Source organism: Isoptericola sediminis (assembly GCF_013085345.1).
In the GTDB taxonomy this organism is placed as follows: Bacteria; Actinomycetota; Actinomycetes; order Actinomycetales; family Cellulomonadaceae; genus Isoptericola; species Isoptericola sediminis.
Map to the genome: position 1 here is coordinate 239,051 of NZ_JABFAJ010000003.1, position 26,262 is coordinate 265,312.

25 protein-coding genes are annotated in these 26,262 nt (G+C 75.2%); 13 read left to right on the forward strand and 12 right to left on the reverse strand.

Features of this window, described 5'->3' with window-relative positions:
• The first annotated feature begins 4 nt into the window (after nt 1-4).
• From HLI28_RS01815 to HLI28_RS01830, 4 genes are read left to right on the forward strand one after another with little or no spacing between them, the layout of a single operon-like run.
• The gene (locus tag HLI28_RS01815; RefSeq protein ID WP_171245779.1) at nt 5-2,854 is read left to right on the forward strand and encodes a DEAD/DEAH box helicase; all 2,850 of its coding nucleotides are present in this window, start codon (nt 5-7) and stop codon (nt 2,852-2,854) included.
• 53 nt (nt 2,855-2,907) lie between these two features.
• Nucleotides 2,908-4,569, forward strand: a complete 1,662-nt coding sequence (locus HLI28_RS01820; protein WP_171245780.1) for an amidohydrolase family protein — start codon at nt 2,908-2,910, stop codon at nt 4,567-4,569.
• A gap of 4 nt (nt 4,570-4,573) precedes the next feature.
• Complete coding sequence (gene lnt / locus HLI28_RS01825; protein WP_171245781.1) at nt 4,574-6,337, forward strand: apolipoprotein N-acyltransferase; 1,764 nt, start codon at nt 4,574-4,576, stop codon at nt 6,335-6,337.
• Nucleotides 6,334-7,089, forward strand: a complete 756-nt coding sequence (locus HLI28_RS01830) for a glycosyltransferase (protein WP_171245782.1) — start codon at nt 6,334-6,336, stop codon at nt 7,087-7,089. Before lnt ends, HLI28_RS01830 begins: the two co-directional genes overlap by 4 nt.
• A gap of 121 nt (nt 7,090-7,210) precedes the next feature.
• On the opposite strand, the gene HLI28_RS01835 is transcribed toward HLI28_RS01830, so the two are convergent.
• Complete coding sequence (locus HLI28_RS01835; protein ID WP_171245783.1) at nt 7,211-7,555, reverse strand: RNA polymerase-binding protein RbpA; 345 nt, start codon at nt 7,553-7,555, stop codon at nt 7,211-7,213.
• Between the two features lie 294 nt (nt 7,556-7,849).
• On the opposite strand from HLI28_RS01835, the gene HLI28_RS01840 reads away from it, so the two are divergent.
• Genes HLI28_RS01840 through galE form a run of 3 tightly spaced genes read left to right on the forward strand, consistent with a single transcriptional unit; the run spans nt 7,850 to nt 10,698 of the window.
• A complete protein-coding gene (locus tag HLI28_RS01840; RefSeq protein WP_171245784.1) occupies nt 7,850-9,010 on the forward strand; it encodes an LLM class flavin-dependent oxidoreductase in 1,161 nt (386 codons plus the stop codon).
• The gene (locus HLI28_RS01845) at nt 9,007-9,627 is read left to right on the forward strand and encodes an FMN reductase (RefSeq protein WP_171245785.1); all 621 of its coding nucleotides are present in this window, start codon (nt 9,007-9,009) and stop codon (nt 9,625-9,627) included. The genes HLI28_RS01840 and HLI28_RS01845 overlap by 4 nt, the downstream gene beginning before the upstream one ends.
• 48 nt (nt 9,628-9,675) lie before the next feature.
• Nucleotides 9,676-10,698, forward strand: coding sequence for a UDP-glucose 4-epimerase GalE (gene galE / locus HLI28_RS01850; protein ID WP_171245786.1), 1,023 nt, complete (start codon nt 9,676-9,678; stop codon nt 10,696-10,698).
• A gap of 25 nt (nt 10,699-10,723) precedes the next feature.
• On the opposite strand, the gene HLI28_RS01855 is transcribed toward galE, so the two are convergent.
• Together HLI28_RS01855 and ald are read right to left on the reverse strand one after the other, a co-directional pair.
• Entirely contained in the window at nt 10,724-11,200 is a 477-nt protein-coding gene (locus HLI28_RS01855; RefSeq protein WP_171245787.1) for a hypothetical protein, read from the reverse strand.
• On the reverse strand, nt 11,197-12,309 hold the full coding sequence (gene ald / locus HLI28_RS01860; RefSeq protein ID WP_171245788.1) for an alanine dehydrogenase: 1,113 nt from the start codon (nt 12,307-12,309) through the stop codon (nt 11,197-11,199). Before ald ends, HLI28_RS01855 begins: the two co-directional genes overlap by 4 nt.
• A 131-nt stretch (nt 12,310-12,440) precedes the next feature.
• On the opposite strand from ald, the gene HLI28_RS01865 reads away from it, so the two are divergent.
• On the forward strand, nt 12,441-12,998 hold the full coding sequence (locus tag HLI28_RS01865; RefSeq protein WP_171245789.1) for an Lrp/AsnC family transcriptional regulator: 558 nt from the start codon (nt 12,441-12,443) through the stop codon (nt 12,996-12,998).
• A gap of 19 nt (nt 12,999-13,017) precedes the next feature.
• Here the strand turns inward: HLI28_RS01865 and HLI28_RS01870 are convergent, their stop codons facing one another.
• The 5 genes from HLI28_RS01870 to HLI28_RS01890 form a co-directional block, all read right to left on the reverse strand.
• The gene (locus HLI28_RS01870; RefSeq protein ID WP_171245790.1) at nt 13,018-14,037 is read right to left on the reverse strand and encodes a DNA-binding protein; all 1,020 of its coding nucleotides are present in this window, start codon (nt 14,035-14,037) and stop codon (nt 13,018-13,020) included.
• A gap of 106 nt (nt 14,038-14,143) precedes the next feature.
• The gene (locus tag HLI28_RS01875) at nt 14,144-15,601 is read right to left on the reverse strand and encodes a tyrosine-type recombinase/integrase (protein ID WP_171245791.1); all 1,458 of its coding nucleotides are present in this window, start codon (nt 15,599-15,601) and stop codon (nt 14,144-14,146) included.
• Between the two features lie 56 nt (nt 15,602-15,657).
• Nucleotides 15,658-16,326 (reverse strand): hypothetical protein, encoded by a 669-nt coding sequence (locus tag HLI28_RS01880; protein ID WP_171245792.1) that lies wholly within the window; start codon nt 16,324-16,326, stop codon nt 15,658-15,660.
• 85 nt (nt 16,327-16,411) lie between these two features.
• Nucleotides 16,412-16,918, reverse strand: a complete 507-nt coding sequence (locus HLI28_RS01885; RefSeq protein WP_171245793.1) for a GNAT family N-acetyltransferase — start codon at nt 16,916-16,918, stop codon at nt 16,412-16,414.
• Nucleotides 16,919-16,964: 46 nt separating this feature from the next.
• Nucleotides 16,965-17,756 (reverse strand): alpha/beta fold hydrolase, encoded by a 792-nt coding sequence (locus tag HLI28_RS01890; protein WP_171245794.1) that lies wholly within the window; start codon nt 17,754-17,756, stop codon nt 16,965-16,967.
• Between the two features lie 72 nt (nt 17,757-17,828).
• Here HLI28_RS01890 and HLI28_RS01895 point away from each other — a divergent pair, with 72 nt between their 5' ends.
• Nucleotides 17,829-18,848 carry an LLM class flavin-dependent oxidoreductase gene (locus HLI28_RS01895; RefSeq protein WP_171245955.1) on the forward strand — a complete coding sequence of 340 codons (1,020 nt, stop codon included), beginning with the start codon at nt 17,829-17,831 and terminating at the stop codon, nt 18,846-18,848.
• Between the two features lie 3 nt (nt 18,849-18,851).
• Here HLI28_RS01895 and HLI28_RS01900 read toward each other — a convergent pair whose 3' ends face one another.
• Complete coding sequence (locus tag HLI28_RS01900) at nt 18,852-19,733, reverse strand: aminoglycoside phosphotransferase/kinase family protein (protein WP_171245795.1); 882 nt, start codon at nt 19,731-19,733, stop codon at nt 18,852-18,854.
• Nucleotides 19,734-19,851: 118 nt separating this feature from the next.
• On the opposite strand from HLI28_RS01900, the gene HLI28_RS01905 reads away from it, so the two are divergent.
• Nucleotides 19,852-21,276 carry a malic enzyme-like NAD(P)-binding protein gene (locus HLI28_RS01905; RefSeq protein WP_171245796.1) on the forward strand — a complete coding sequence of 475 codons (1,425 nt, stop codon included), beginning with the start codon at nt 19,852-19,854 and terminating at the stop codon, nt 21,274-21,276.
• On the opposite strand, the gene HLI28_RS01910 is transcribed toward HLI28_RS01905, so the two are convergent.
• The gene (locus HLI28_RS01910; protein ID WP_171245797.1) at nt 21,242-22,393 is read right to left on the reverse strand and encodes a ThuA domain-containing protein; all 1,152 of its coding nucleotides are present in this window, start codon (nt 22,391-22,393) and stop codon (nt 21,242-21,244) included. The genes HLI28_RS01905 and HLI28_RS01910 overlap by 35 nt on opposite strands.
• 153 nt (nt 22,394-22,546) lie before the next feature.
• Between HLI28_RS01910 and HLI28_RS01915 the strand changes: the two genes are divergently transcribed.
• Nucleotides 22,547-23,548 (forward strand): methylenetetrahydrofolate reductase, encoded by a 1,002-nt coding sequence (locus HLI28_RS01915; RefSeq protein ID WP_171245798.1) that lies wholly within the window; start codon nt 22,547-22,549, stop codon nt 23,546-23,548.
• Here the strand turns inward: HLI28_RS01915 and HLI28_RS01920 are convergent.
• Both HLI28_RS01920 and HLI28_RS01925 read right to left on the reverse strand, forming a co-directional pair.
• A complete protein-coding gene (locus HLI28_RS01920; protein WP_171245799.1) occupies nt 23,497-23,934 on the reverse strand; it encodes an SRPBCC domain-containing protein in 438 nt (145 codons plus the stop codon). The two genes, HLI28_RS01915 and HLI28_RS01920, sit on opposite strands and share 52 nt — an antisense overlap.
• Nucleotides 23,931-24,260, reverse strand: a complete 330-nt coding sequence (locus HLI28_RS01925; RefSeq protein WP_171245800.1) for an ArsR/SmtB family transcription factor — start codon at nt 24,258-24,260, stop codon at nt 23,931-23,933. Before HLI28_RS01925 ends, HLI28_RS01920 begins: the two co-directional genes overlap by 4 nt.
• 127 nt (nt 24,261-24,387) lie before the next feature.
• Between HLI28_RS01925 and adhP the strand changes: the two genes are divergently transcribed.
• Together adhP and HLI28_RS01935 are read left to right on the forward strand one after the other, a co-directional pair.
• On the forward strand, nt 24,388-25,416 hold the full coding sequence (gene adhP / locus HLI28_RS01930) for an alcohol dehydrogenase AdhP (RefSeq protein ID WP_216077234.1): 1,029 nt from the start codon (nt 24,388-24,390) through the stop codon (nt 25,414-25,416).
• Between the two features lie 184 nt (nt 25,417-25,600).
• Nucleotides 25,601-26,242 carry a YitT family protein gene (locus tag HLI28_RS01935; protein WP_171245801.1) on the forward strand — a complete coding sequence of 214 codons (642 nt, stop codon included), beginning with the start codon at nt 25,601-25,603 and terminating at the stop codon, nt 26,240-26,242.
• The last annotated feature ends 20 nt before the right edge of the window (nt 26,243-26,262 follow it).

Genomic DNA, 26,262 nt, shown 5'->3' on the forward strand with positions numbered 1-26,262 from the left:
CGGCATGACGGCAGTACCCAGCCCCGCCGAACGTTACGCCGCCGCCCGGGCCCGCTCGGCCCGCGCGCGGGCCGAGGCCGGGGAGCTCGGCCGGTTCCGCTCCCTGGTCGACTTCGAGCTCGACGACTTCCAGGCCGAGGCCTGCGCCGCCCTGGAGCGCGGCCGCGGCGTCCTGGTGGCGGCCCCCACCGGCGCCGGCAAGACCGTGGTCGGCGAGTTCGCCGTGCACCTGGCGCTCGCCCGCGGCGGCAAGACTTTCTACACCACGCCCATCAAGGCGCTGAGCAACCAGAAGTACCACGACCTCGTCGACCGGCACGGCGTCGACGCCGTCGGGCTGCTGACCGGCGACACCTCCATCAACGGCGACGCGCCGGTGGTGGTGATGACCACCGAGGTGCTGCGCAACATGCTCTACGCCGGCTCGACCACGCTGGAGGGGCTGGCCTACGTGGTGATGGACGAGGTGCACTACCTCGCCGACCGGTTCCGCGGCCCGGTGTGGGAGGAGGTCATCATCCACCTGCCCGACCACGTCCAGCTCGTCTCGCTGTCGGCGACGGTGTCCAACGCCGAGGAGTTCGGCGACTGGCTCGCCACCGTGCGCGGCGACACCGCCGTGGTGGTCAGCGAGCACCGCCCGGTGCCGCTGTGGCAGCACGTCATCACCGCCCCGGACGAGCCGCGCGGGCACCCGCGCCTGTTCGACCTGTACGCGGGGCACGTCGACCCCACCGACCCCGGCACCAACCCGCCGATCGACCCCGACCTGGCCCGGCTGTTCCGCACGCACGGCCGCGCCGGGTCCGCGCCGGGCGCCCGACGCCGTGGCCGCGGGGACCGCGGCTACCGCGGGCGCGGTGGGCGCGGCGGCGACCAGGGCGTGGTCCCGCAGCGCCGCGTGCCGCGCCGGTACGCCGTGGTCGAGGCCCTCGACGAGGACGCCCTGCTGCCGGCGATCTACTTCATCTTCTCCCGCGCCGGCTGCGAGGGCGCCGTCGAGCAGTGCCTGCGCGCCGGGCTGCGGCTGACCAACGCCGAGGAGGAGGCCGAGATCCGCCGGGTGATCGAGGAGCGCACGGTCACCGTGCCGCCCGAGGACCTGGAGGTGCTGGGCTTCTGGCAGTGGCAGCACGCGCTGGCACGGGGCGTGGCCGCCCACCACGCCGGGCTGCTGCCGGTGTTCAAGGAGACCGTCGAGGAGCTGTTCGCCCGCGGGCTGGTCAAGGTCGTGTTCGCCACCGAGACGCTCGCGCTCGGCATCAACATGCCCGCCCGGTCGGTGGTGCTGGAGAAGCTGGTCAAGTTCGACGGCACCGCGCACCAGCCCATCACGCCGGGGGAGTACACCCAGCTGACCGGACGCGCCGGACGGCGCGGCATCGACGTCGAGGGCCACGCCGTCGTCGTCGACCACGTGGGCCTGGACCCGGTGGCCTTGGCCGGGCTCGCCTCGCGCCGGCTGTACCCGCTGCGCTCCAGCTTCCGCCCGACCTACAACATGGCGGTCAACCTCGTCGGCCAGGTCGGCGCCGAGCGTGCCCGCGAGGTGCTGGAGACCAGCTTCGCGCAGTTCCAGGCCGACCGGGGCGTGGTCGACCTGGCCAAGCAGGCGCAGGCGCACGCCGAGGCGCTGGAGGGCTACCGCGGCGCCGCGCACTGCGAGCACGGCGACGTCGAGGGCTACCTCACGATCCGGCGGGCCATCACCGCCCGGGAGAAGGAGCTGTCCCGCGCCGCCAAGGGGGCGCGCCGCGCCGACGCGATCGACTCGCTGTCGCGGCTGCGGCGCGGCGACGTCGCCGAGGTGCCGTCGGGTCGGCGGCGCGGCTTCGTGGTCGTGCTGGACCCCGGCGGCGACGAGGGCGGCTTCGACGGGCCGCGCCCGACTGTGCTGACCCAGGAGCGGCAGGTCAAGAAGCTCACCGTCGCCGACACCCCCGACGGGGTACGCACCGTGACCCGTGTGCGCATCCCGAAGAGCTTCAACTCCCGCCGGCCCGCCGACCGGCGGGACCTGGCCTCCAGCCTGCGCAACGCGCTGGGGGAGCGGTCCGCCCCCGGTAACGACCCGGCCGGGCGCGAGGCGCGCGAGCGGGGCGGTGACGTCGCCTCCGACCGCGAGCTGCAGCGGCTGCGCGGCGACCTGCGCGCCCACCCGGTCCACGGCTGCCCGGAGCGGGAGGACCACGCCCGCTGGGCGCAGCGCGCCGAGAAGCTCGCCCGCGAGCAGGACGCGCTGGTCCGGCGCATCGAGGGCCGCACCGGGTCCATCGCCCGCACGTTCGACCGGATCTGCGACGTGCTGACCGAGCTGGACTACCTGCACCGCGGCGACGACGGGCTGCAGGTCACCGAGTCCGGACGCCGGCTGGGCCGGCTGTACGCCGAGGACGACCTGCTGCTGGCCGAGTGCTTGCGCCAGGGCGTGTGGGACGAGCTGCGACCCGCCGAGCTGGCCGCCGCCGTGTCGGTGGTGGTGTACGCCGGGCGGCGTGAGGAGGCCCAGACCGGTCTGGCGGGGGTGCCGGGGCGCCGGCTCGCCGACGCCGTGGACGCGACCGCCGCCGTGTGGGCCCGTGTCACCGAGCTGGAGGCCACCCATCGCCTGGAGGTGACCGGCACCCTGGACACCGCGCTGACCGCCCCCGTGCACCAGTGGGCCTCGGGCGCCAGCCTCGACACGGTGCTGCGCGGCACCGACATCGCCGCGGGTGACTTCGTGCGCTGGTGCAAGCAGGTCGTCGACGTGCTCGACCAGCTCGCCGCGGCCGCCGGGCCGCCGCTGCGGGGCCGGGCGCGTGCCGCCCAGGACGCGGTGCTGCGCGGTGTCGTGGCGCACTCCACGGTCTGATCCCGGGCCGCCGGTTCCCCGGGGCACCCCCGCGGTGCCCTAGGCTTTCGGCCGTGACCTCCACCCTGTACCGCAACGGTGTCGTCCACTCGGCCGCGGACCCGTTCGCCGAGGCCCTGCTCGTCGACGACGGGGTGGTGGCCTGGCTCGGCGCCGAGGACACCGCCGCCGGGCTGGCCGCCCGTGCCGACGAGGTCGTCGACCTCGACGGCGCGCTGGTCACGCCCGGGTTCGTCGACGCCCACGTGCACACCCTCGAGACGGGGCTGACCGCGGCGGGCGTCGACCTGTCCCCGGCCGCCGGCGGCCACAGCCTGGCCGCCGCCCTGGACCGGCTGGCGGCCGCCGCCCGCGACCTGGACGCCGCCGACCCCGGCGGGCAGCAGATCCTGCTCGCCCTCGGGTGGGACGAGGGCGCCTGGCCCGAGGGGCGCGCCCCCTGGCTGAGCGAGCTGGACGGCGCCACCGGGGGACGGCCCACGCTCGCGGTGCGCGTCGACGGCCACAGCGCGCTGGCCTCGTCCTCGCTCGCCGCCCGCACCGGCCTGGACCGCACCCCCGACTGGGACGGCACCGGGCTCGTCGGCGGGCAGGCGTACGCGAGCGCCCGCGCCGCCGTGCACGACCTGGACCCCGCGCGACGCGAGACGCTGTACCGCGAGGCGCTGTCGCAGGCCGCCGCGCGCGGCATCGTGGCCGTGCACGAGATGAGCACTCCGCACGTGGACACCCGCGAGGGCCTGACCGCGCTGATGTCGCTCGCCGCCGACCCCGACCAGCGGCTGCCGCACGTGACCGCCTATCGCGCCGAGCTGTGCACCGGTCCCGAGGACGCCCGGGCGCTGCTGGCCGAGCTGCCGTTCCTGACCGGCATCGGCGGGGACCTGACCGTGGACGGCACCCTCGGTTCGCGCACGGCGGCCCTGACCTCGCCCTACACCGACCTGCCGTCGGAGGCCCGCGAGCGCACCGGCCGGCTGTACCTGTCGGCCGACCAGATCGCCACCCACCTGCTGGCCTGCTCGGCCGCCGGGGTCCAGGGCGGCCTGCACGTCGTGGGCGACCGGGCCATGGACGAGCTCGTCGAGGGGCTGGAGGTCGCGGTGGGCCGCGCGGACGCCGCCACGCTGCGCGGCGGGCACCACCGCATCGAGCACGCCCTGTTCGTGGACGCCGCGGCCCTGGCCTCGCTGCTGCTGTACGGCATGGGGCTGTCGATCCAGCCGGCCTACGACTCGACCTGGGGCGGCCCGGACGGCATGTACACCACGCGGCTCGGCGGTCCGCGCGCGGCGAACCTGTCGCCGTTCGCGGACCTGGCCGGGGCGGGGGTGCCGATCGCGTTCGGGTCCGACAGCCCGGTGACGCCGCTGGACCCCTGGCAGGCGGTCCGCGCGGCGATCGGGCACGCGGACCCCTCCCAGCGGGTCAGCGCCCGCTCGGCGTTCCGCGCCCACTCCCGCGGCGGCTGGCGCCTGGCCGGGCTGGACCACACCGGTGCCGGCGAGCTGCGCGTCGGTGCACCGGCGCACCTGGCGGTGTGGCGCACCGGGTCGCTGGCCGTGCAGTCCGCGCCGGGCCGGCTGTCGCAGTGGAACCCCGAGGCGCGTGCCGGCCAGCCGCTGCTGCCGGACCTGTCCGAGGACGCGCCGGCCCCGGAGTGCCTGCGCACCGTGCGGGACGGCGTCGTGCTGCACGACGTGCTCGACGGCTGAGCGGATGAGTACCGTGACCGATCCCGCCCCGTCCCCCGCGTCCGCGAGCGCCTCCGCCGCGCCGGCGTCCTGGACGACGTCGCGGTCGGCGACGCTGCTGCTGGGCGTCGCCGCCGGGGTGGTGCTGTGGACCGCTTTCCCCGACGTGGGGGCCTGGCCGGCGGCGTTCGTGGCGGTGGGCCTGCTGTTCGCGGCCTGGCGCCGCACGGGCCGGCGCGCGGCCGCGTGGAACGCGCTGGTGGGGCTGGTGGCCGGCTGGTCGTTCTGGTTGCCGCACATCTGGTGGGCGAACTTCGCCACGGACACCGTGCCGTGGCTGGCGCTGGCCACCCTGCAGGCGGCGTTCTGGGCGCTGCTGGGGGCGGTGTGGACGTGGGCGCGCCGCTGGCCGGCGCTGGCCCTGCCGGACCCGGGCGCGTCCGCCGCGACCGCGGTGCTGCGCACGCTCGGGCACGCGGCGGCGTTCGCGGTGCTGTTCGTCGGGGTGGAGCAGGCCCGCTCGCAGGTGCCGTTCGGCGGCTTCCCGTGGGGCCGGCTGGCCTGGACGATGGTTGACGCCCCGACCGGACGGGCGGCCTGGCTGGGCGGAACGGTCGCGGTCTCGTTGCTGGTGGCGCTGGTCGGGGTGCTCGGTGCGGTGGCCGCGGGCCGGGTGCTGGCGGCGGTCCGTGCCCGGCGGGCGGGTCGTGCGGTGCGGCCGGCGCTGCTGGGTGCCGGGGCCGGCGTGCTCGGCGCGGTGGTCCTGGCGGTGGCGCCGGCGGCGCTGCCGCTGCCGGCCGGCCCCGTGCCGCCGGAGCCGGTGGCGACCGCGGACCTGGACACGGTCGTGGTGGACGCGGGCACGGCCACCCACGAGGGACCGGGCCCCGTGCTGCGGGCCGGCCCGGTGCAGGGCAACGTGGCCGAACCCGGCCTGGGGTCGTTCGCCAACCGGGCCGAGGTGCTGACCAACCACCTGGACGGCACCGACGCGCTGGCCGGCCGCGACCTCGACCTCGACGTGGTGCTGTGGCCGGAGAACGGATCGGACCTGGACCCGCAGGAGGCGGACGACGTCGCCGCGGCGCTCGACGCGGCCGCCGCGCGGGTGGGCGCCCCGATCCTGGTGGGCGCCCAGGAGTACCCCGAGACCGGCGGCCGGTACAACGTGTCCCTGCTGTGGCAGCCGGGGGCCGGGGTGATCGACCGGTACGCCAAGCAGCACCCGGCCCCGTTCGGGGAGTACATCCCGCTGCGCGGGTTCGTGCGGCTGTTCTCGGCCCAGGTGGACCGGGTCACCAACGACATGCTGGCGGGCACCGAGCCGGCCGTGGTCGACCTGCCGCGCGCGGACGGGCCCACGGTGCCGATGGCCACGGCGATCTGCTTCGAGGTCGCCTACGACGAGATCGTGCGGGACGCGGTGCGGCGCGGTGCGCAGGTGCTGGTGGTGCCGACGAACAACGCCTCGTTCGGGTACACCGCGGAGTCCACCCAGCAGCTGGCCATGACCCGCATGCAGGCGATGACCACGGGTCGCGCGGCGGTGCAGATCTCCACGGTGGGGGTCTCGGGCGTGGTGGCCCCGGACGGCACCCTGGTGGCCCGGACCGGGCTGTTCACCGCCGACCAGCTGGTGGCGGAGCTGCCGCTGCGCACCACCATGACCCCGGCGGTGCGCGCCGGGGAAGGGCCGGGGATCGTCGTGGAGGCCGCGGCCGTGCTGCTCGTGGCCGCCGGCGCGGTCTCGGCGTTCGTCAGCCGCCGTCGCGCGGGAGGAGAGTCGTGAGCACGCTGGTCATCATCCCCACCTACGACGAGCGCGAGTCGCTGCCGGGCACGCTGGAGCGGCTGCGCACCGCGGAGCCGGACGTGGACGTGCTGGTGGTCGACGACGCCTCGCCGGACGGCACCGGGCGGTGGGCCGAGGAGGTCGCGGCCCGGGACCCGCGGGTGCACGTGCTGCACCGCACCGGCAAGGGCGGGCTCGGCGCGGCCTACGTCGCCGGGTTCGGCTGGGGGCTCGAGCGCGGCTACGACGTGCTGTGCGAGATGGACGCCGACGGCTCCCACCGGCCCGAGGAGCTGTCACGGCTGCTGGACCGTGCGGCGGACCCCGACGCCCCCGCTCTGGTGCTCGGCTCGCGCTGGGTGCCCGGGGGCCGGGTGGTGAACTGGCCGTGGCACCGCCAGCTGCTCTCCCGCGGCGGCAACACCTACGTGCAGCTGCTGCTGGGCGTGGCCGTGCGGGACGCCACCGGGGGGTTCCGCGCCTTCCGGGCGGACACGCTGCGGGCGATCGACCTGGCCGCCGTGGAGTCGCACGGCTACTGCTTCCAGGTGGACATGACCTGGCGGGTGCTGCGCGGCGGCGGCACCGTCGCCGAGGTGCCGATCACGTTCGTCGAGCGCACGGTGGGGGAGTCGAAGATGTCGCGGGCGATCGTGGTCGAGGCGCTGACGAAGGTGACCGCGTGGGGGCTGGCGCACCGCGGCCGCCAGCTGCGCCGGCTGCTGCCCGGCGGGCGGCGCCGCCCCTGACCGCGCCCCGGCGCCCGCCCGACCGGCGGTGCCGGGCACGACGAAGGGCGGCCCTCCCGCGGGAGGGCCGCCCTTGATCGTGCGTGCCTGGCCGATCGCCGGGGCGCCGGCTCGGCTCGGGTCAGGCCGAGCGGCGCAGCTTGCCGGCGCGCAGCAGCTCGAGCCGCTCGTCGAGGAGCTCCTCGAGCTCGGAGACGGTGCGGCGCTCGAGCAGCATGTCCCAGTGGGTGCGCTGCGGCTTGGTCGGCTTGGCGTCGGGACGCTCCGCGTCCCGCAGCAGGGCCTCCCCACCGCACTGGCACTCCCAGATCGGGGGAACCTCGGCGTCGGTGGAGAACGGCAGGATGATGGTGTGGCCGTTGGGGCAGTCGTAGTGCGCCTGGAATCGCGGGGCGAAGTCCACGCCCTCGTCGGACTCCATGCTCTTGCTGCCGATGCTCATGCCACGCAGAGAGCGGTCGGGCATGTCGTCCTCCACAGGTCGGGTTTCAGGGGGCCGTGGGATCCAACGCGCCGCCGACGGCGGTTGTTCCGCCCGGGCGTGAAGGTCCGGTGAAGCGTACCGGCTCCTCGGGTTCCGGGTCCGGCGACGGGACCCAATGTGGCGAGGACCGCCCCCGCTCGCAAGTCGAGAGCCTTGTGCGGCACCCTGGTGTGGGTGACGTCACCCGGGCGGGGCGTGCGCCGGGAACAATCGACGGCACCGACGGGTTGGCGCGAGTGCATGCAAACGCATGCAGAGGACCGACAGGAGTGCAACGTGCAGTTCGGCATCTTCTCCGTCTCGGACGTCACGACGGACCCCACCACCGGCCGCACCCCGGACGACACCGAGCGGGTGCGCTCGATGCTGACCATCGCCCGGCACGCCGACGCCGCGGGCCTGGACGTCTTCGCCACCGGCGAGCACCACAACCCGCCGTTCGTGGCCTCGAGCCCCACCACGCTGCTCGGCTACCTGGCCGGCGTCACCGAGAACATCACGCTGTCCACGGCCACCACCCTGATCACCACCAACGACCCGGTGCGCCTGGCCGAGGAGTACGCGATGCTCCAGGTCGTCTCCGACGGCCGCATGGACCTGATGATGGGCCGCGGCAACACCGGTCCCGTCTACCCCTGGTTCGGCCAGGACATCCGCAACGGCATCCCGCTCGCGATCGAGAACTACGCGCTGCTGCGCCGGCTGTGGACCGAGGACGTCGTGGACTGGAGCGGGCAGTTCCGCACCCCGCTGCAGGGCTTCACCTCCACCCCGCGGCCCCTGGACGGGGTGCCGCCGTTCGTGTGGCACGGCTCCATCCGGTCCCCGGAGATCGCCGAGCAGGCCGCCTACTACGGCGACGGGTTCCTGCACAACAACATCTTCTGGCCCATGCACCACACCAAGCAGATGGTGCGGTTCTACCGCCAGCGCTACGAGCACCACGGCCACGGGCGTGCCGACCAGGCGATCGTGGGCCTGGGCGGCCAGGTGTTCGTGCGCAAGAACTCCCAGGACGCGGTGCGCGAGTTCCGCCCCTACTTCGACGTCGCGCCGGTCTACGGCCACGGCCCGAGCCTGGAGGACTTCTCCGCCCAGACGCCGCTGACCGTCGGCTCGCCGCAGCAGGTCATCGACCGCTACGGCGCGTTCGTCGAGGACGTCGGCTACTACCAGCGCCAGATGTTCCTCATCGACCACGCCGGCCTGCCCCTGAAGACCGTCCTGGAGCAGATCGACCTGCTGGCCGAGGAGATCGTGCCCGCGCTGCGCACGATCGTCGAGGCCAAGCGGCCCGCCGAGGACGTGCCGCTGAACCCGCCCACCCACGCCGAACGCGTCGCCGCCGCCCGCACGGCCGGCCGCTCCGGCGCCACGCACGTCGGCGACGGCGGCGACGCCGTGACCGGCACCCGAGCCGAGGAGGTCCTCCGATGAGCACCCGCCGCACCCTCGCGGTCGTCACCGCGGGCCTGTCCCAGCCGTCCTCGACCCGGCTGCTCGCCGACCGGCTGGCCGGCGCCGCCGCCGACGAGCTGCGCGCCGCCGGGCACGAGGTCGACGTCGAGGTCGTCGAGCTGCGCGAGCACGCGCACGCCATCGTCGACGCGATGCTGACCCGGTTCCCCGCCGGCGACCTCGCCGACGCCCTGGACACCGTCACGAACGCCGACGGCCTGGTCCTGGTCAGCCCGCTGTTCACCACGACCTACTCGGGGCTGTTCAAGTCGTTCCTCGACATCGTCGACCCCGACGCCCTGACCGGGACGCCGGTGCTGCTCGGGGCGACCGGCGGCACCGCGCGGCACTCCCTGGCGCTGGACTACTCGATGCGTCCGCTGCTGACCTACCTGCGCGCCCAGGTGGTGCCCACCGCGGTCTTCGCGGCCACCGACGACTGGGCCGGCCAGGACGACGACGGCGCCCTGCCGCGCCGCATCGCGCGGGCGGGCCGCGAGCTCGCCGAGGCCGTGGGCGCCCGCCCGGCCGCGGGCCCGCAGGACGACCCGTTCGGCGACACCCCCGACTTCGCCGAGCTGCTCGGCGGCTCCTGACCGGTCCGCCGTCCGGGCGGACGCGCAGGTCCGGGTACGCTCGGGCCCATGCGCGTCCTGGTCTCCGGCGGAGCCGGCTACATCGGTTCCCACACGGTCCTGTCCCTGCTGGCCTCCGGCCACGACGTCGTCGTGGTCGACGACTTCTCCAACGCCAAGCCGAGCGTCATCGGCCGGCTGGAGGCCCTGTCCGGCCGGCACGTGCCGGTGCACGCGATCGACCTGACCGACGCCGAGAAGACCGAGCGGCTGTTCGCCCACGAGACCTTCGACGCGGTCGTGCACTTCGCCGGGTTCAAGGCGGTGGGGGAGTCCGTGGCCAAGCCGCTGGCGTACTACCGCAACAACATCGACTCCACGCTGTCGCTGCTGGAGGCGATGCGCCGCCACGACGTGCACCGGCTGGTGTTCTCCTCCTCGGCGACCGTCTACGGCGAGCACGCCCCGGTGCCGTACGTCGAGGACTACGAGCACCTGTCCTCCTCCTCGCCGTACGGGCAGACGAAGGTCATGATCGAGCGCATCATGACCGACGTCGCCGCCGCCACCGACGGGCTGCGGGTGGCGCTGCTGCGCTACTTCAACCCCGTCGGCGCCCACCCGTCGGGCCAGATCGGCGAGGACCCGCAGGGCATCCCGAACAACCTCATGCCGTTCATCGCCCAGGTGGCGGTGGGCCGCCGCGAGCGCCTGACGGTGTTCGGCGACGACTACCCGACCGCGGACGGCACCTGCGAGCGCGACTACCTGCACGTCGAGGACCTCGCCGCCGGGCACGTGGCCGCCCTGGAGCACCTCGACGCGATGGCCGAGCCGGTGCGCGCGTTCAACCTCGGCACCGGCACCGGCACCTCGGTGCTGCAGATGCTGCACGCGTTCGAGCGCGCCGTCGGGCACGAGCTGCCCTACGAGATCGGCCCGCGCCGCGCCGGGGACCTGCCGGCCTTCTGGGCGGACCCGACCCGGGCGCACACCGAGCTGGGCTGGCGCGCCCACAAGACGATCGACGACATGTGTGCCGACACGTGGCGCTGGCAGCAGGCCAACCCGCAGGGCTTCCCGGACTCCTGAGCGGCCACGACGTCGGCGCGCGGGCTCACCGGTCGGGCAGCGTGACCGTCACGGTCCGCCCCCCGAAGCCGTGGACCTGGTCGCGGCCCTCGACGACGACGGACTCGACCTCGACCGGGATCCGCACCCCGCGCTGGGTACGGGTGAACGGCTGCTCGTCGGCGTGGTCGTGGGCCAGCGTGTGCACGGCGAGCTCGGTGCCGTCGGGGGTCAGGACCCGCCAGCCGTCGGCGTACCGCTCGGGGGTGTCGTACGGCGAGCTCATCGTGACCTCGAGGTCGCAGGTCTCCCCGGCGCAGTCGGCCACCACCTCCAGCACGTCCGGGTGGCGCTGAACGTCCGCCGTCGTCGCCGAGGGCGGGGCGCCGTCGCCGTTGTCCGGTCCGGCCGGCTGGCACCCGGCCAGCACGACGCCGGCCAGGACGAGCGCCGCCGCAGCACGCGAACGCCCGCGCCCGGCGGTGCCGGGCGCGGGCGCGGATCCGCGGCGGGGCCCGCTCACAGCACCCCGGCGACCTCGCGATGGTCCAGGCCGTGCGCCTGGGCGACGCCCGCGTGGGTGACGTGGCCGTCGTGGGTGTTCAGCCCGCGAGCCAGCGCGGCGTCGGCGCGCAGCGCCTCGCGCCAGCCGGCGTCGGCGAGCGCCACCGCGTAGGGCAGGGTGACGTTGGTCAGGGCGTAGGTGGAGGTGCGCGGCACGGCGCCGGGCATGTTGGCCACGCAGTAGAACACCGTGTCGTGCACGGGGTAGGTGGGCTGGTCGTGGGTGGTGGGCCGCGAGTCGGCGAAGCAGCCGCCCTGGTCGATGGCGATGTCGACGAGCACGGCGCCAGGGCGCATCTGGGCCACAAGCTCGTTGGGCACCAGGACGGGCGCCTTGGCTCCGGGCAGCAGGACGGCGCCGATGACCAGGTCCGCCTCGAGCACGGCCTGGCGCAGGCTGAGCCGGTTGGAGGTCAGCGTCTGCACGCGGCCGGCGAACTCGCGGTCCGCGGCGCGCAGCACGTCGACGTTGGTGTCCAGCAGGGTGACGTGGGCGCCCATGCCCACGGCGATGCGGGCGGCGTTCATCCCCGAGGTGCCGGCGCCGATGATGACGACCTGCGCGGCCGGCACACCGGGCACGCCGCCGAGCAGCACCCCGCGGCCGCCGGCGGCGTTCTGCAGCGTGGCCGCCCCGACCTGGGTGGCCAGCCGGCCCGCGACCTCGGACATCGGGGCCAGCAGCGGCAGGTAGCCGTCGGCGTGCTGGACGGTCTCGTAGGCCACGGAGGTGACCCGACGGGCGAGCAGCTCCTCGGTGAGCGCCTTGTCGGCGGCCAGGTGCAGGTAGGTGAACAGCAGCTGGTCCTCGCGCAGCAGCTCGTACTCCGAGGCCACGGGCTCCTTGACCTTCATCACCATCTCGCCGGCCGCCCAGGTCGCGGCGGCGCCGTCGACGATGCGGGCGCCCTCCTCGGCGTACTGGGCGTCGGTGATCCCGGCGCCGAGCCCGGCACCGGCCTGGACGTGCACGGTGTGTCCGCGCGTGACCAGCTCGTGCACGCCGGCCGGGGTGATGGCGACGCGGTCTTCGTGGTTCTTGACTTCCTTCGGGACGGCGACGTCCATCGGGGCCCTCTCGGTCGGCTCGGATCGCGAGCACGGACGCGCCGACCGGATGTGACGGCGCTCACCTCCAGTGTGACGCCTGAATTCGGTGTGTGCGGTCAGATCGGCGGTTTCTTCGGTACCGTCGATGGATGGCATCGAGTTCTTCGTCTACGCGAGCCTCGCGCACATCCCGTTCGCAGGATGTTCGGTCCCGGGCCGAGGCCGCACCCGGCCTGGAGCGGCGCGCCCGCGCCGCGGTGCGCCTGGACGCCGTCGACCACCGGCTGCTGGCGGCGCTGGCCGAGGACGCCCGCGTGCCGAACAACGCCCTGGCCGCCCAGGTCGGCATCGCGCCGTCGACCTGTCTGACCCGGGTACGGCGCCTGCGGGACGAGGGCGTCATCCGCGGGTTCCACGCCGACGTCGACCCCGCGCTGGCGGGCCGGCCCCTGCAGGCGGTCATCGCCGTGCGCATGCAGGGCCCGGCGCGCTCGCACCTGCCGGCGTTCGCCCGCGAGCTCGCGCGGCTGCCGGGCGTGCTGGACGTCTACCTGCTCGGCGGCGCACACGACTTCTTCGTGCACGTCACCGCCCCGGACACGGACGTGCTCAACGAGTTCGTCATCGAGAACCTCTCGGCCAACCCGGGCGTGGCGCTGACCGAGACGAACCTGATCTTCCAGCACACACGCGGCGGCTGGTACTGAGCCACCAGTCCGCGGCGGCTCAGGAGGCCGGTCCCTCGGTCCGCACAGCCTCGCTCGCGGCCGACGCCGTGCGCAGTCCGGCGAGCTCCCCCTCGGCCCGGGCGCGGGCCGCGGCCTGCTCCGCGCCGTCGCGCGCGGCCTCCTCCGCGCGCGAGCGGGCCGCGGCCAGCTCGTCGCGCAGCCGGGCGGCCTCGCCCTCGAGGCGGTCACCCGCGGAGCGGGTCGTGGACAGCTCGGCGGCCAGGCGGGCGCGCTCGTCCTCGCCGCGCCGGTGCTCGGCACGCACGGACTCCAGGGCGGAGCGGGCCTCGGCCAGCGTCTCCTGCACCCCGGCGAGCGCGGCGCGCGCCTCGGCGCGCTGCTCCGCCTCGGCCGCGCGCGCCGCGACGGCGGCGGCCAGCTCGTCGCGCACCCGGGCGGTCTCCTCGCGCGCCCGCTCCGCCTGGGCGCGCAGCTCCTCGGCCTGACCTGCGGCGTGCCGGGCCGCTGCCTCTGCCTGCTCGCGCGCCAGGGCGGACTCGTCCAGGAGGTTGCGCAGCCGCCGCGCCTCCGTCCGCAACTCGTCGAGGTCGGCGCGCGCCGCGTCCCGCTCCGCGGTCGCGGTGTCGGCGGCTCGGGCGAGCCGGTCGGCGTCCTCGCGCGCCGAGGCCGCACGCTCCTGCAGCGTCGCGGCCTCTTCGGCGTGCTCGTCGCGCGCCCGGCGCACCGCCTCGCCCCACAGACCGGAGACCCCCCGCTCGACCAGCAGCTCGACCGACCGCGGCAGCTCCGGCAGCCGGGCCGCGTCGGCGGCGGCGTCCGCCTGGTGGGCCCGCCAGGCGCGCAGGTGGGTGGTGGCCGTCGCGTTCGAGCACCCCGCCTTCTCCCGCACGGTGCTGACCGTGACGGGTTCGTCGTCGGCCAGCAACGCGTCGGCCGCGGCGAACACCCGCTCGCGCGCGGTGCGGGGGACCGGGGAAGCCTCCGGGGTCTCCTCCGCCGGGCGGTCGTCGTCCTCAGCGGGGGTGTGGTGAGACCTGTCCGGAGTAGTCGTCGTCATCTTGCAATCCTACTGATACTCCTCCTAATTAACCACCGACACCCGCTTTTCTAAAGCGGGTGCGCAAGAATGCGCGAGCTTGCCGCAGAGAGAGCGTTTGCCCAGGTCAGCGTGCTGCGCGGGCGGTCAGGTCGACCACCCCAAAAGGTGCATCTGCACCATCGGTGAGCACATCGTGAGCGGTGTCTGCCGGGTCGTGCGCGGCGAACTGCGCGGACATCGACTCGCCGAGGCGGTCGAGGTCGTCCTCGAAGAGGCCGGCGTAGGTGCGCAGCGTCAGGACGGGGGACTCGTGGCCGAGCATGCGCTGGACGGCCTTGACGCTCGCGCCGCTGGCGATGGCCAGGGAGGCGGCGGTGTGCCGGAGGTCGTGCAGGGTCAGCGGGGCGAAGTCCTCGGCGCCGGCGCGCAGGGTGACGCGGGCCACGGCCTCCAGGCGCCGGGTGCGCGCGATCTTCTGCCCGCGGGTCAGGCCGTCGCGGCGGGTGCGGTCGGCATCGACCAGCACCGTCCAGGTGGCGGCGTCCACGACGCCGGTGACCGGCAGCTCGTGATCGGCCTGGACCCGGCGCACGGCGGTCAGGGTGGTGGTGTCGTAGATCCCCGTGACGGGCAGGTCGAGCAGCTCCTGCAGGGTGCTCACCGCGGTGCCGGCGGCGCGCACGGCCGGGCGGAAGGCGTGCCGGTCGAAGGACTCGCGGCGCAGCGGGCCGCCGTCGCGCGCCGTGAACAGCAGCGCCGTGCCCGCGCGGCCGCCGAGCCGCTCGGCGAGCTCGGGCTCCAGCACGCGGGGGACCGGCACCTCGCGGCGGGCGTGGGTCTTGGTGCTGCCGAGCAGCAGGGTGCCGTCGTCGAGGCGGGTGTAGGCGCGTTCGATGGTGACGCGTCGGCGCAGCAGGTCCACGTCCCCGGTGCGCAGGGCCGAGACCTCGCCCCAGCGCAGCCCGGTGAGCCCGGCCAGCAGCACCAGCGTGCGCGCCGGGGCGGAGGCGGTCGCGTCGGCCGCGCGGCGCAGCTGTTCGTGGGACAGGTACCGGTGCGGCTTGGTCTTGGGTGCGCGCGGCAGGGACGGCACGCGCCCGGACGGGGTGCGGGCCGGGTTGGCCGTCAGCCGGCGGGCGTCCACCGCGGCGTCCAGCAGCGCCACGAGCAGTCGCACCGCGTCGCGGCGCCGGGCGGGGGAGGCCGGCTCGGCGGATCCGCGGGGCCGCATCTCGACCGCCCACCGGGCGACGTCGTCGTGCGTCACCCGGCGCAGCGGCTCCTCGCCGAAGGCGGGGGCGACCAGGGTCCGGAACCGTTCGCGCTCGGACTCCAGGGTGCGCGGGGCGCGGTCGGCGCGCGCGGCCTGCCACGCCTCGAACCACGCGGCCACCGTGAGCGTGCCGGACCGGGGGTCCACCCAGTCCCCGCGCTTGCCGGCCTCCTCGGCCCGGCGCGCCTCGGCCAGCGCGTCGCGCCGGGCCCGGAACGCCCGGGTGCTGCGCAGGCGGCCGTCGATGCGGAAACGCCCCACGTACGACGTCGTGCCGCCGGCTCCCGTGCGCTTCTCGGTGTAGGCCATGCAGGGAGACTACTGGCCCGGCGCGCGCTGTGACCTGCAACGACGCCGCACGCGAGTCAGGGAGTGCCGTCGGACAGCGATGCCGCCACCTCGAGGCTGCGCGCCATCTCCTCCTCGGGGTCCGCCGGCCCGGTGCCCTCGATGCTCACCCTGGTCAGCACGCCCTCGTCGCAGCGGGTCGCCTGCACCGTGTGCCGGCCGGCAGCGTCCTCGACGAAGGTCGCGATGACGCCCGCGTCCGGGTCGACGCGGCGCGGAAGGTCGTCGGCGAGGCCGCCGTACGCCTGCAGGACGAGCCCGTACAGGCCGCAGGACGCGCCGCGGTCGAGCGGATCACCGGCCTGGACGCGGGAGCGGAGGTCCTCCAGCGTCGCCCGGTCGGCCGCGTCGTACACGTCGCTGGACCGGATCGCCGCGAAGAGATCGGGCACCGCCGCCATCCAGTCGCCCACCCACGAGCGGCTGACGACGACAGCCTCGCCACCGGCGGTGGTCCACCGGCACCCCGGCCACGGGAGATCGGCGGCCCGCCCCTCGCCGAGGTCGTCGCCGATGAGGTCGCTCACGCGCGGGCGATCGGCGGAGCACGGGTCGGGCAGGCCGTCGGTGAGCAGCGGGGTGACGGGTACCGCGCCGGAGGCGTCGTCCACGGCTGGGGTCGTGCATGCCGTCAGCGCGACCGCGCTCAGGCAGAGCAGGACGAGGGAACGCGCGAGGGGTGACATCGGACGTAGCAGACCATTCATGCCATGCCCGGCGCAAGGGATGCGGTCAGGCCGGCCCGCCTCGGTGTTTGCGGCAGGGCGCGGGTCAGCGACTGCCCTCAGGAGGCGGCACAGACAAGGCGAACGTCATGAAAACACTGTTCGGGTCCGGCACGTAGGCGGCGAACGGCTCGCACTCGACGAACCCGTGCCGGGTGTAGATGCGCCGGGCCGGGGCGAAGAAGTCCTCGGCGCCGGTCTCCAGGCTCACGCGGGTGTACCCGCGCTCGGCGGCCAGGGTCATCAGCTCGCCCAGCAGGCGGGTGGCGACCCCGAGCCCGCGCGCCCCGCGGGCGGTGCGCATCGACTTGATCTCCCCGTGTCCGTCCGGGCCCGGGTCGAGCTCGCTGAGCGCCCCGCAGCCGAGCAGCTGCCCGGTCTCGTCGCTGCGCGCGGTCAGGAACGTCACGGCCGGGCCCGCGAGCGCCACGGGGTCGAGGGCGTGCACGGACTCCGGCGGGGAGGTGGCGTGCATCTCGGCCAGGTGCTCCTCGAGCAGGGCGCGCACGTCCGCGCGGGTGGGGGAGTCGACGGCGATGTTCACGCAGGCCATCATCCCTGGCGCGTGTTGCGCGGGTGTGACGCCGGCGCGGGGAGTCTCAGGGAGCGTGCACGGTGGGGTCGTCGCGCAGCACGTCCAGCAGCAGCGGCTCGATGGCGTCGGGGTTCTCCAGGGTGGGCAGGTGCCCGGCCCAGTCCAGGGCGAGCAGCTCGGCGCCCGGGATGGACTCGACCAGGCGCGCGGCCACGGCCCGGAAGTGGTCCATGTCGTGGCCGCCGGTGACCACGAGGGTGGGCACGTGGATGCGGTGCAGGTCGACGTCGACGGGTCGCGGGGTGCCGGCGGCGGCGCCGCGGGCGTGGGCGTCGGTCTCGGCGGCGAGCTGGATGTCGAAGGCGCGGTGCTGCATGCGTGCCAGCGCGGCCCGGGTCGCCTCGTCGGCGTCGGGCCCCAGCCAGGTGTCGACGTTGAGCGCCACGGCGGCGTCCAGGTCCCCGGCGTCCAGCAGCGTCTCCTCGTGGGCGATGAAGTCGCGCAGGGCGGCACTCGGCGGCAGGTCGGGGTAGGCGGGGGAGATGAGCACGAGCTCGCGCACGCGGTCGGGGTGGCGGCTCGCGAGCTCGAGGGCCACGCGCGCGCCGAGGCTGTTGCCGACCACCACGGCGTCCTCGATGCCGCAGGCGTCCATGACCTCGGCCACGTCGTCGGCGTCGACGTAGTCCTCGGCGGGCAGCGGGGTCTCGCCGAAGCCGCGCAGGTCGGGCCGCAGGACGCGGAAGACCTGGCTCAGACCCGTCATGACGGGGTCCCACATGTGCCGGTCGGCGACCCCGGCGTGCAGCAGGAGGGCGTGCGGACCGGTGCCGGTGACGTCGTGGGCGAGCAGCATGACCCCACGCTAGGAGGGGTGGGGGCGGATCGCACCCGGGAATGCCGCGCCGGTCCATCGGTTGTCATGGACATGAAGCACATCGGTTTCCTGTCCTTCGGCCACTGGACCGACCACCCGTCCTCGGCCACCCGCAGCGCGGCGGACGTGCTCGCGCAGTCGATCGAGCTGGCCGAGGCGGCCGAGGAGCTGGGTGCCGACGGCGCCTACTTCCGGGTGCACCACTTCGCCCGCCAGCTGGCCAGCCCGTTCCCGCTGCTGGCGGCCGTGGGGGCGCGCACGCGCCGCATCGAGATCGGCACGGGGGTGATCGACATGCGCTACGAGAACCCCGCGTACATGACCGAGGACGCCGGGGCGGCGGACCTCATCGCCGGCGGGCGGCTGCAGCTGGGGATCTCGCGCGGCAGCCCGGAGCAGGTCGTCGAGGGCTACCGGCACTTCGACCACGTCCCGGCGCCGGGGGAGTCGGACGCGGACATGGCCCGCCGGCACACCGCCCGGTTCCTGGAGCTGCTGTCCGGCGAGGGGTTCGCCGAGCCGAACCCGCGCCCGATGTTCCCCAACCCGCCGGGCCTGCTGCGCCTGGAGCCGCACGCGCCGGGCCTGCGCGAGCGCATCTGGTGGGGTGCGGGCTCGCGGGCGACGGCCGAGTGGGCGGCGGCCCAGGGCATGCACCTCATGAGCTCGACGCTGCTGACCGAGGACACGGGCGTGCCGTTCCACGAGCTGCAGGCCGAGCAGATCCGGCGGTTCCGCGACGCCTGGGCCGCGGCCGGGCACGCGCACGCCCCGCGGGTGTCGGTGTCCCGGTCGGTCTTCCCGATCACCGACGACCGCGACCGCGCCTACTTCGGCCTGGAGACGCGCTCCACCGACCAGGTGGGCATGCTCGAGGGCGGCCGGGCGCGGTTCGGCAAGACCTACGCCGGGGAGGTCGACCAGGTCGTGGCGGACCTCGCCGGGGACACGGCGGTCGCGGCCGCGGACACCCTGCTGCTGACGGTGCCCAACCAGCTCGGGGTGGACTACAACGCCCACGTCATCGAGAACGTGGTGCGGCACGTGGCCCCGCAGCTCGGCTGGCGCTGAGCCTCAGCAGGCGGCCGCCGGCGCGGCGGCCGCGGCGTCGGCGAGCGCCGCGTCGATGAGCCGGTGGCCGCGGGCCTCCAGGGCGCGCGCCCCGGCCCGGTAGGCCCGCACGGCGGTGCGGACCGCCTCGCGCAGCCGCGCCCGGCGCCAGGTCGGGCCGTGGAAGGGGTCGGCGCCGTAGCCCTCGACGACGGCGGCGCGCAGGTCGGCCCGACCGGTGAGCTCCCGGGCGTCCAGGCGGGCCAGCTCGGCCACCGGCGGGCGCCACCCGTACCGCCCGAAGCCGACCACGCGCAGTTGTCCGGCGTCGTCGAGCAGCCAGCGGCGGGGCACGAAGTCGCCGTGGGTGGGCACCACGCGCACCGGCGGGTGCTCGTGCGCGGCGATCGCGCGGCGCAGCGCGGCCACCGCGGCGGGCGCGATGCGGTGGTCGTCGTCGAGCAGGGCGAGCGTGCGGGCGTCCTGGGCGGCCTCCCAGTCGCCGTCCACGCGCGACCCGGTCGCGTGCAGCCGGGCCAGCAGCATCCCGGCCTGCCGGTAGGTCTCGGGCCGCTCCGCGGCGGGGTGGTCCTCGGCGGGGCGGCCCGGCAGCCAGCCGAGCGCGAGCAGGCGCTGCTCGCGGTCGGCGCCGAGCAGGCGGGGGAAGCGGTCCTGGCCGGTCAGGTCGTCCAGGACCTCGGTGTGCGCGGCCAGCTCGCGCCCGAAGCGCCCGTCCACGTCGCGGTAGCGCCTGACCGCCGCCAGGGTGCCGTCGGCGGCCCGCACCTGCCACACGCCGGTGCCGGTCGACCCCCGGGAGTGGACGGCCACGACGCGGACGGGTCCGAGCCAGCCGGCCACGACGTCGCGGACGGCGGGGTCGGGTCCCTGCGGCTCGCACGTCATCGGGGCACGATATCGACCCGCGGGACGGGGGTGCGCCCCGGGGGCCCGGGCGCGCCATACTGTGGCCCCGACCCGTCCTCGACCCGGCGGCACCGTGGCCGTCGCGGAAGGAAGCACCGTGGCCCTGCCCAGCCCCAGCTACACCATCACCCTGCGCGTGCAGGTCCCGGCCTCCCAGCGGGCCTCGAGCACCGTGGTCGCCGCCGTGGCGGACACCGGGGCGGCGGTGACCGGCGTCGACGTCGCCCACTCCACGGCGCACGGCCTGGTCGTGGACCTGACCTGCGACACCGTCGACGCCGAGCACGGCGACCGGATCGCGGCGCGGCTCGAGGAGCTCGAGGGCGTGCACGTGCTCAAGTGGTCGGACTCGACGTTCCTGCTGCACCTGGGCGGCAAGATCGAGGTGGCGGTCAAGTCCCCGATCACCACCCGGCGCGACCTGTCGCGCGCCTACACCCCGGGGGTGGCGCGGGTGTGCACCGCCATCGCCGACAACCCCGAGGACGCGCGCCGGCTGACGATCAAGCGCAACACCGTCGCGGTGGTCACCGACGGCACGGCGGTGCTCGGCCTGGGCGACATCGGCCCGGCGGCGGCGCTGCCGGTGATGGAGGGCAAGGCGGCGCTGTTCAAGCAGTTCGGCGGGGTGGACGCCTGGCCCGTGTGCCTGGACACCACCGACACCGACGAGATCGTCGCGATCGTCAAGGCGCTCGCCCCGGTGTACGGCGGGGTGAACCTCGAGGACATCGCCGCCCCGCGCTGCTTCGAGATCGAGGCCCGGCTGCGCGCCGAGCTGGACATCCCCGTCTTCCACGACGACCAGCACGGCACCGCGATCGTGGTGCTGGCCGCCCTGGTCAACGCCCTGAAGGTGGTGGACAAGCACATCTCCCAGGTGCGCGTGGTCGTCTCCGGGGTGGGCGCGGCCGGCAACGCCATCATCCGGCTGCTGCGCGCCCAGGGCGCCCGGCACATCGTCGCCTTCGGGCGCACCGGGGCGCTGCACCCCGGCGAGGAGCACGGCGACCCGCACCGCGCCTGGATCGCCGAGCACACCAACCCCGAGGGGTTCACCGGCTCCCTGCGCGACGGGCTGGCCGGGGCCGACGTGTTCATCGGCGTCTCCGCCGGGGACATCCTCACCGGCGCCGACATCGCCCGCATGGCCGACGACGCGATCGTGTTCGCGCTGGCCAACCCCACCCCCGAGGTCGACCCGGTGGAAGCCTCCGAGCACGCCACCGTGGTGGCCACCGGCCGCTCTGACCACCCCAACCAGATCAACAACGTGCTGGCCTTCCCCGGGCTGTTCCGCGGCCTGCTGGACTCCGGCGCCACCGAGATCACCGACGAGCTGATGCGCGTGGCCGCGCTGGCGATCGCCGGGGTGGTGGCCGACGACGAGCTCAACAGCGCCTTCGTCATCCCCGGGGTGTTCGACCACCGGGTGGCCGAGTCCGTGGCCGAGGCGGTGCGCACCGTCGCGGCCGGCGGGCGGCGGGTCAGGACGTCGTGGCGAGGGCCTGCTGCCAGGTGACCAGGTCGGCGACCTTGCCGGACAGATGCCCGGCGGTGGCGCCGTCGGCCACGAGCGCGTCGGCCAGGGCCGTGGCCGGGCGCAGCGTGCGCACCGCGGCGTCGTGCTCGCCGGCCTCGGCCTGCGCCCGCGCGGTGGCGAGCCGCTGCTCGAGCTGGTCCACGGCGACCCGGTCGCGCGCGGTGGCGGCGGGCAGGTCGGCCACCAGGGCGTCGACCTCGCCGAAGGTGACGCAGTCGCCGCCGCCGCTGACCGTCCCGGCCGTCCACCGGATGCCGCGCAGCACCGAGGTCAGGAACGTCGGGTCCGACCACGACTCGTCGACGTGCCCGGCGCCCTGGTGCCAGGAGCGGCCGCCCTCGAAGTTCTGGCACCACGCGATGGGGTGGTCGTCGCCCATCGTGCCGCCGTCGTAGGTGTCCTCGTCCAGGGTCATGAGCACCTGGACCTCGCCGCGCGGGTTGAGCGTGTAGTTGTACCACTCGTCCCAGCGCTCCCAGGTGGCGGGCACGTCCGTCATCGAGGGGTGGGCCGGGTTCTCCACGCGCATGGTGGCGGTCTGCTGGCGCGGGTGCCCGGCGAACCGTGCCCCGCCGCCGATGAGCCGGGTGAACCAGCTCGAGGTGTGCATGGTGTCGGTCGCGGCGTGCAGCCCGACCACGCCGCCACCGGCGTGGACGTAGCCCTGCAGGGCGGCGAGCTCGGTCTCGTCCAGCAGCCGGGGCTGGTCGGGGTCGAGGCTGTTGGTGTTGTCCACCGGGGAGACGAACACGATCGAGTCGTAGCGGGCCAGGTCCGCGGCGGTCGTGAACGGCGTGCTGTCCATCGTCAGGTCCGGCTGGCCGGGCGAGCCGGGCCCCCACCAGCCCCCGGAGTCGTTGGGCGGGTCCCACACGTCGACCTCGTAGCCGTGCTCGGCACCGAGGTCGATCAGGGCGTGGGTGGTCTCGTCGATGTGCGAGTGCCGGAACCCGAGGGTCTTGCCGACGACGAGGATCTCCTCCAGCCCGGGCGCGGCGGCCGCGGCCGGGGCGGTGGCCGCCGAGCACAGCCCGACGGCGACGGCGGACGTGGCCAGCACGGAGACGATGCGGCGAGGACGGGTCGAGGTGGTCATGGCGCTCCCTTGCGCGGACGACATTGTGTACGTCCGCTCAACTTATACGCCGGAGCACCACTTGTCAGCACCAGGCAGGCAAAAGAATGACACTGATCAGCAGAAGTGCGGCACCGCCCGGCACCCCGGGGCGGGCGCGGCTAGCGTGGACGCATGGCCGCCCCCGACCCGCCGCGCCCCTGGCTGCTGTTCGCGATCACGCCGCCGCGGCGCTCGACCGAGCCCGCCGAGGCCCAGCGCATCGCCGACCGCACCTGCGCCCGGCTGCGCGGGCTCGATCTGGACGCCCTGGTCATCTACGACATCGACGACGAGTCCGACCGCACCAGCGCCGAGCGGCCGTTCCCGTACCTGCCCACCCTGGACCCCGGTGACTTCCACGCCCGGCACCTGCAGGCCTGGGACCGGCCGGTGATCGTCTACCGCAGCGCCGGCAAGCACGACCCGGCGGCGCTCGGGGACTGGTTCGCCGCCCAGGACCCGCAGCGGGTGCGCACGGTGCTGGTGGGGGCCTCCTCCTCGGACGCCGCCGTGCGCACCACGCTGTCCCAGGCCCAGCGGCTGCGCCGCGAGCACGCCCCGGACCTGCCGCTGGGCGGGGTGGCGATCCCCGAGCGGCACGCCTCGCGCGGGGACGAGCACGAGCGCATGCGCGCCAAGCAGGCCGCCGGCGTGAGCTTCTTCGTCACCCAGGTCGTCTACGACGTGGGCGCCGCCAAGTCGATGGTCTCGGACTACCACTACGCCTGCGGGGACGCGGGCCAGCCGACGGTGCCGGTGGTGTTCACGCTGTCGGTGTGCGGGTCCGCGCGGACCCTGGCGTTCCTGGAGTGGCTGGGCGTGCACGTGCCGGGCTGGATGCGCAACGACCTGCGGCACACCGACGACCCGCTGGGCACCAGCTACGACCAGTGCGTCGCCATCGCCGAGGACCTGGCCCAGTTCTGCACGCGGCACCGCATCCCGTACGGCTTCAACGTCGAGTCGGTCTCGATCCGGCGCGCGGAGATCGAGGCGTCCGTGCGCCTGGCGGCCCACCTGCGCGCCCGCCTCGACGCCGACGCGCGCGGCCGGGTCGGTGGCGACGGCACCGACCGGCCGGTTCAGGCGGCCGCGGCCAGCGCGTCCAGCACCCCGGGCCAGCCGCGGTCGTAGCCCGCGCGGGCCGCGGCGCCGTCGGGCCGGGCCTGCCAGCCGGTGTGCACCAGCCGCACGCGGGTGCCGCCCGGGCCGGCCGCGGCGAAGGTGACCCGCACGAGGGTCGCGGTGTCGGGCTCCGCGCCGGGGTGCCAGGTGAACTCCAGCACCTCGGGCTCGACGGCCTCGGTGATCGTGCCCCACACGGCGGTGGCCCCGTCCGGGCCGGTCTCGACCAGGCGGCCGTCGGTCACGGCCACGGCGCCCTCGGCCCCGAAGACGCTGTGCGTGCCCAGCGGCCACCAGGTGCCGAGGTCGTCGACGAACAGGCGGTAGGCCCGCGCCGGGGGACAGGGGACGAGGACCTCGCACTCGACGGGTGCGAGGCTCGGGTCGACGCTCATGGCTGACTCCTGTGCTCGGTGTGCTCGACGTGGTCGGCGAACGCCTCCAGCACCCCGCCCCACTGCGCGGCCAGCCAGGCGCGCACGGCGTCCGGACCGGCGGGGGCCAGGGAGTACAGGTGGCGGGTGCCGACCGCGGTGTGCCGCACCAGGCCGGCGTCGGCCAGCACCCGCAGGTGCTTGCTCACCGCGGGGCGCCCGACGGGCAGCGCGGCGGCCAGGGCGCCGACCGGGAGGGGTCCGTGCCGCAGGCGCTCGACGATCTGCCGCCGGGTCGGGTCGCCGAGGGCGTCGAGCGCGCTGTGGGGATCAACAATGTTGCTCATCAGTAACCGTTACTCTACAGCAACCGATGCGCGCAGGCCAGGGATGACGCACGCCACACCGCCGGCGGCGGTGAGGTCCGACCTCAAGGCGTAGCATGGTATTACCACACGGACCCAGGAGGTCACCATGAGCATGAAGGCAGCCGTCGTCACCGCGTTCCGCGCCCCGCTGGAGGTCACCGACGTCGACCTCCCGCAGCCCGGTCCCGGCCAGGCGCTGGTGAAGGTGCTCTACTCGGGCGTGTGCCACACCGACCTGCACGCCGCGCACGGCGACTGGCCGGTCAAGCCCGCCCCGCCGTTCGTGCCCGGCCACGAGGGCGTGGGAGAGGTCGTGGCCGTGGCCGAGGACGTCACCCGCCTCGCCGTCGGCGACACCGTGGGCAACGCCTGGCTGTGGAGCGCGTGCGGCCAGTGCGAGTTCTGCCAGACCGGGCGCGAGACCCTCTGCCCGGACCAGACCAACGGCGGCTACAGCGTGGACGGATCCTTCGGGCAGTACATGCTCGTCGACGCCCGCTACGCCCCGATCATCCCCGCCGGCGTCGACCTGGCCGCCGCCGCCCCCATCCTGTGCGCCGGGGTGACCGTCTACAAGGGCCTCAAGCAGTCCGAGGTGCGCCCCGGGCAGTGGGTGCTGATCTCCGGCATCGGGGGACTGGGCCACCTCGCCGTGCAGTACGCCCGCGCCATGGGCATGCGCGTGCTGGCCGTCGACGTCGCCGACGACAAGCTCGCCCTGGCCCGTCGGCACGGCGCCGAGGCCACCGTCAACGCCGCCACCGCCGACGACCCGGCCGCCCGCATCGTCGACATCACCGGCGGGGGAGCGCACGGCGGCCTGGTCACCGCGGTGGCCGGCAAGGCCTTCGGCCAGGCCGTCGGCGGGCTGCGCCGCGGCGGCACCGTGGCGCTGGTGGGCCTGCCGCCGGAGGAGTTCGGCCTGGACATCTTCTCCACCGTCCTGTTCGGCCTGACCGTGCGCGGCTCCATCGTCGGCACCCGCGCCGACATGGCCGAGGCGCTGGACTTCTTCGCCCGCGGCCAGGTCGAGCCCACCTACACGGTGCGGCCCCTCGGCGAGGTCAACGACATCTTCGACGAGATGCTCGCCGGCGCCATCGACGGCCGCGTCGTGATGGACATGCGCGCCTGAGGACCGCCCAGCCCGCCGGGCGCACCTCCCCTCCCGCGCCCGGCGACCCCGACGGCCGGACCGCCTTCCCCCTGAGGCGGCCCGGCCGTCGTCCTCGGCGCACCGGCGACGTGGCACCATGGCACGCGCACGGCGACCCCGTGCCCCGCCCGCCGCACCGGACCCACGAGGACCCGACCCGCCGATGACCGCCACACCGCCCGCCCCCGCCGACCAGCCCGTCGCCCCCGCCGGGGTCAAGCACTCCCCGGTCGAGGACGCCCTCGGCATCCTGACCGGCACCTTCGTGGTCTCCCTCGGGCTGTTCCTGCTCCGCTCGGTCTCGGCGGTCACCGGCGGCACCGCCGGGCTGTCGCTGCTGGTCAGCTACGTCGCCCCGGTGCCCTTCGGCGTGCTGTTCGCCGCCGTGAACCTGCCGTTCTTCCTGCTGGCCATCCGCAAGAAGGGCTGGGACTTCACCCTGCGCACCGGCCTGTCCATCGCGCTGGTCGCCGGCCTGTCCCAGCTGCACCCGCTCGTGTTCGGGACCCTCGACCTGCCCCCGCTGTACGCGGTGCTGGCCGGCAACATCCTGTGCGGGGTCGGCCTGCTCATCCTGTTCCGGCACCGCTCCAGCCTCGGCGGCTTCATGATCGCCGCCCTCATCGCCCAGGACCGCCTCGGCTGGCGCGCCGGGTACGTCCTGATGGTGCTGGACACCGCCGTGGTGCTGTCCGCGTTCGCGGCCGTGCCCGCCACCACGGTGCTGCTGTCCGCGCTCGGGGCGGTGCTGCTGAACTTCCTGGTGGCGCTCAACCACCGGCCCGGGCGCTACACCGGCTACTGAGCCGCCCGTGCCGCGCACGC

What these genes read in the sequence shown, in the direction of transcription:
- HLI28_RS01870 (WP_171245790.1), bottom strand. Translation starts at nt 14,037, where the DNA reads ATGACGACGACTACTCCGGACAGGTCTCACCACACCCCCGCTGAGGAC.
- HLI28_RS01835 (WP_171245783.1), bottom strand. Translation starts at nt 7,555, where the DNA reads ATGCCCGACCGCTCTCTGCGTGGCATGAGCATCGGCAGCAAGAGCATG.
- HLI28_RS01920 (WP_171245799.1), bottom strand. Translation starts at nt 23,934, where the DNA reads ATGAGCGTCGACCCGAGCCTCGCACCCGTCGAGTGCGAGGTCCTCGTC.
- galE (WP_171245786.1), top strand. Translation starts at nt 9,676, where the DNA reads ATGCGCGTCCTGGTCTCCGGCGGAGCCGGCTACATCGGTTCCCACACG.
- HLI28_RS01935 (WP_171245801.1), top strand. Translation starts at nt 25,601, where the DNA reads ATGACCGCCACACCGCCCGCCCCCGCCGACCAGCCCGTCGCCCCCGCC.
- HLI28_RS01910 (WP_171245797.1), bottom strand. Translation starts at nt 22,393, where the DNA reads ATGACCACCTCGACCCGTCCTCGCCGCATCGTCTCCGTGCTGGCCACG.
- HLI28_RS01915 (WP_171245798.1), top strand. Translation starts at nt 22,547, where the DNA reads ATGGCCGCCCCCGACCCGCCGCGCCCCTGGCTGCTGTTCGCGATCACG.
- HLI28_RS01900 (WP_171245795.1), bottom strand. Translation starts at nt 19,733, where the DNA reads ATGACGTGCGAGCCGCAGGGACCCGACCCCGCCGTCCGCGACGTCGTG.
- HLI28_RS01880 (WP_171245792.1), bottom strand. Translation starts at nt 16,326, where the DNA reads ATGTCACCCCTCGCGCGTTCCCTCGTCCTGCTCTGCCTGAGCGCGGTC.
- HLI28_RS01890 (WP_171245794.1), bottom strand. Translation starts at nt 17,756, where the DNA reads ATGCTGCTCGCCCACGACGTCACCGGCACCGGTCCGCACGCCCTCCTG.
- ald (WP_171245788.1), bottom strand. Translation starts at nt 12,309, where the DNA reads ATGGACGTCGCCGTCCCGAAGGAAGTCAAGAACCACGAAGACCGCGTC.
- HLI28_RS01895 (WP_171245955.1), top strand. Translation starts at nt 17,829, where the DNA reads ATGAAGCACATCGGTTTCCTGTCCTTCGGCCACTGGACCGACCACCCG.
- HLI28_RS01875 (WP_171245791.1), bottom strand. Translation starts at nt 15,601, where the DNA reads ATGGCCTACACCGAGAAGCGCACGGGAGCCGGCGGCACGACGTCGTAC.
- HLI28_RS01815 (WP_171245779.1), top strand. Translation starts at nt 5, where the DNA reads ATGACGGCAGTACCCAGCCCCGCCGAACGTTACGCCGCCGCCCGGGCC.
- adhP (WP_216077234.1), top strand. Translation starts at nt 24,388, where the DNA reads ATGAGCATGAAGGCAGCCGTCGTCACCGCGTTCCGCGCCCCGCTGGAG.
- HLI28_RS01845 (WP_171245785.1), top strand. Translation starts at nt 9,007, where the DNA reads ATGAGCACCCGCCGCACCCTCGCGGTCGTCACCGCGGGCCTGTCCCAG.
- lnt (WP_171245781.1), top strand. Translation starts at nt 4,574, where the DNA reads ATGAGTACCGTGACCGATCCCGCCCCGTCCCCCGCGTCCGCGAGCGCC.
- HLI28_RS01885 (WP_171245793.1), bottom strand. Translation starts at nt 16,918, where the DNA reads ATGGCCTGCGTGAACATCGCCGTCGACTCCCCCACCCGCGCGGACGTG.
- HLI28_RS01865 (WP_171245789.1), top strand. Translation starts at nt 12,441, where the DNA reads ATGGCATCGAGTTCTTCGTCTACGCGAGCCTCGCGCACATCCCGTTCG.
- HLI28_RS01925 (WP_171245800.1), bottom strand. Translation starts at nt 24,260, where the DNA reads ATGAGCAACATTGTTGATCCCCACAGCGCGCTCGACGCCCTCGGCGAC.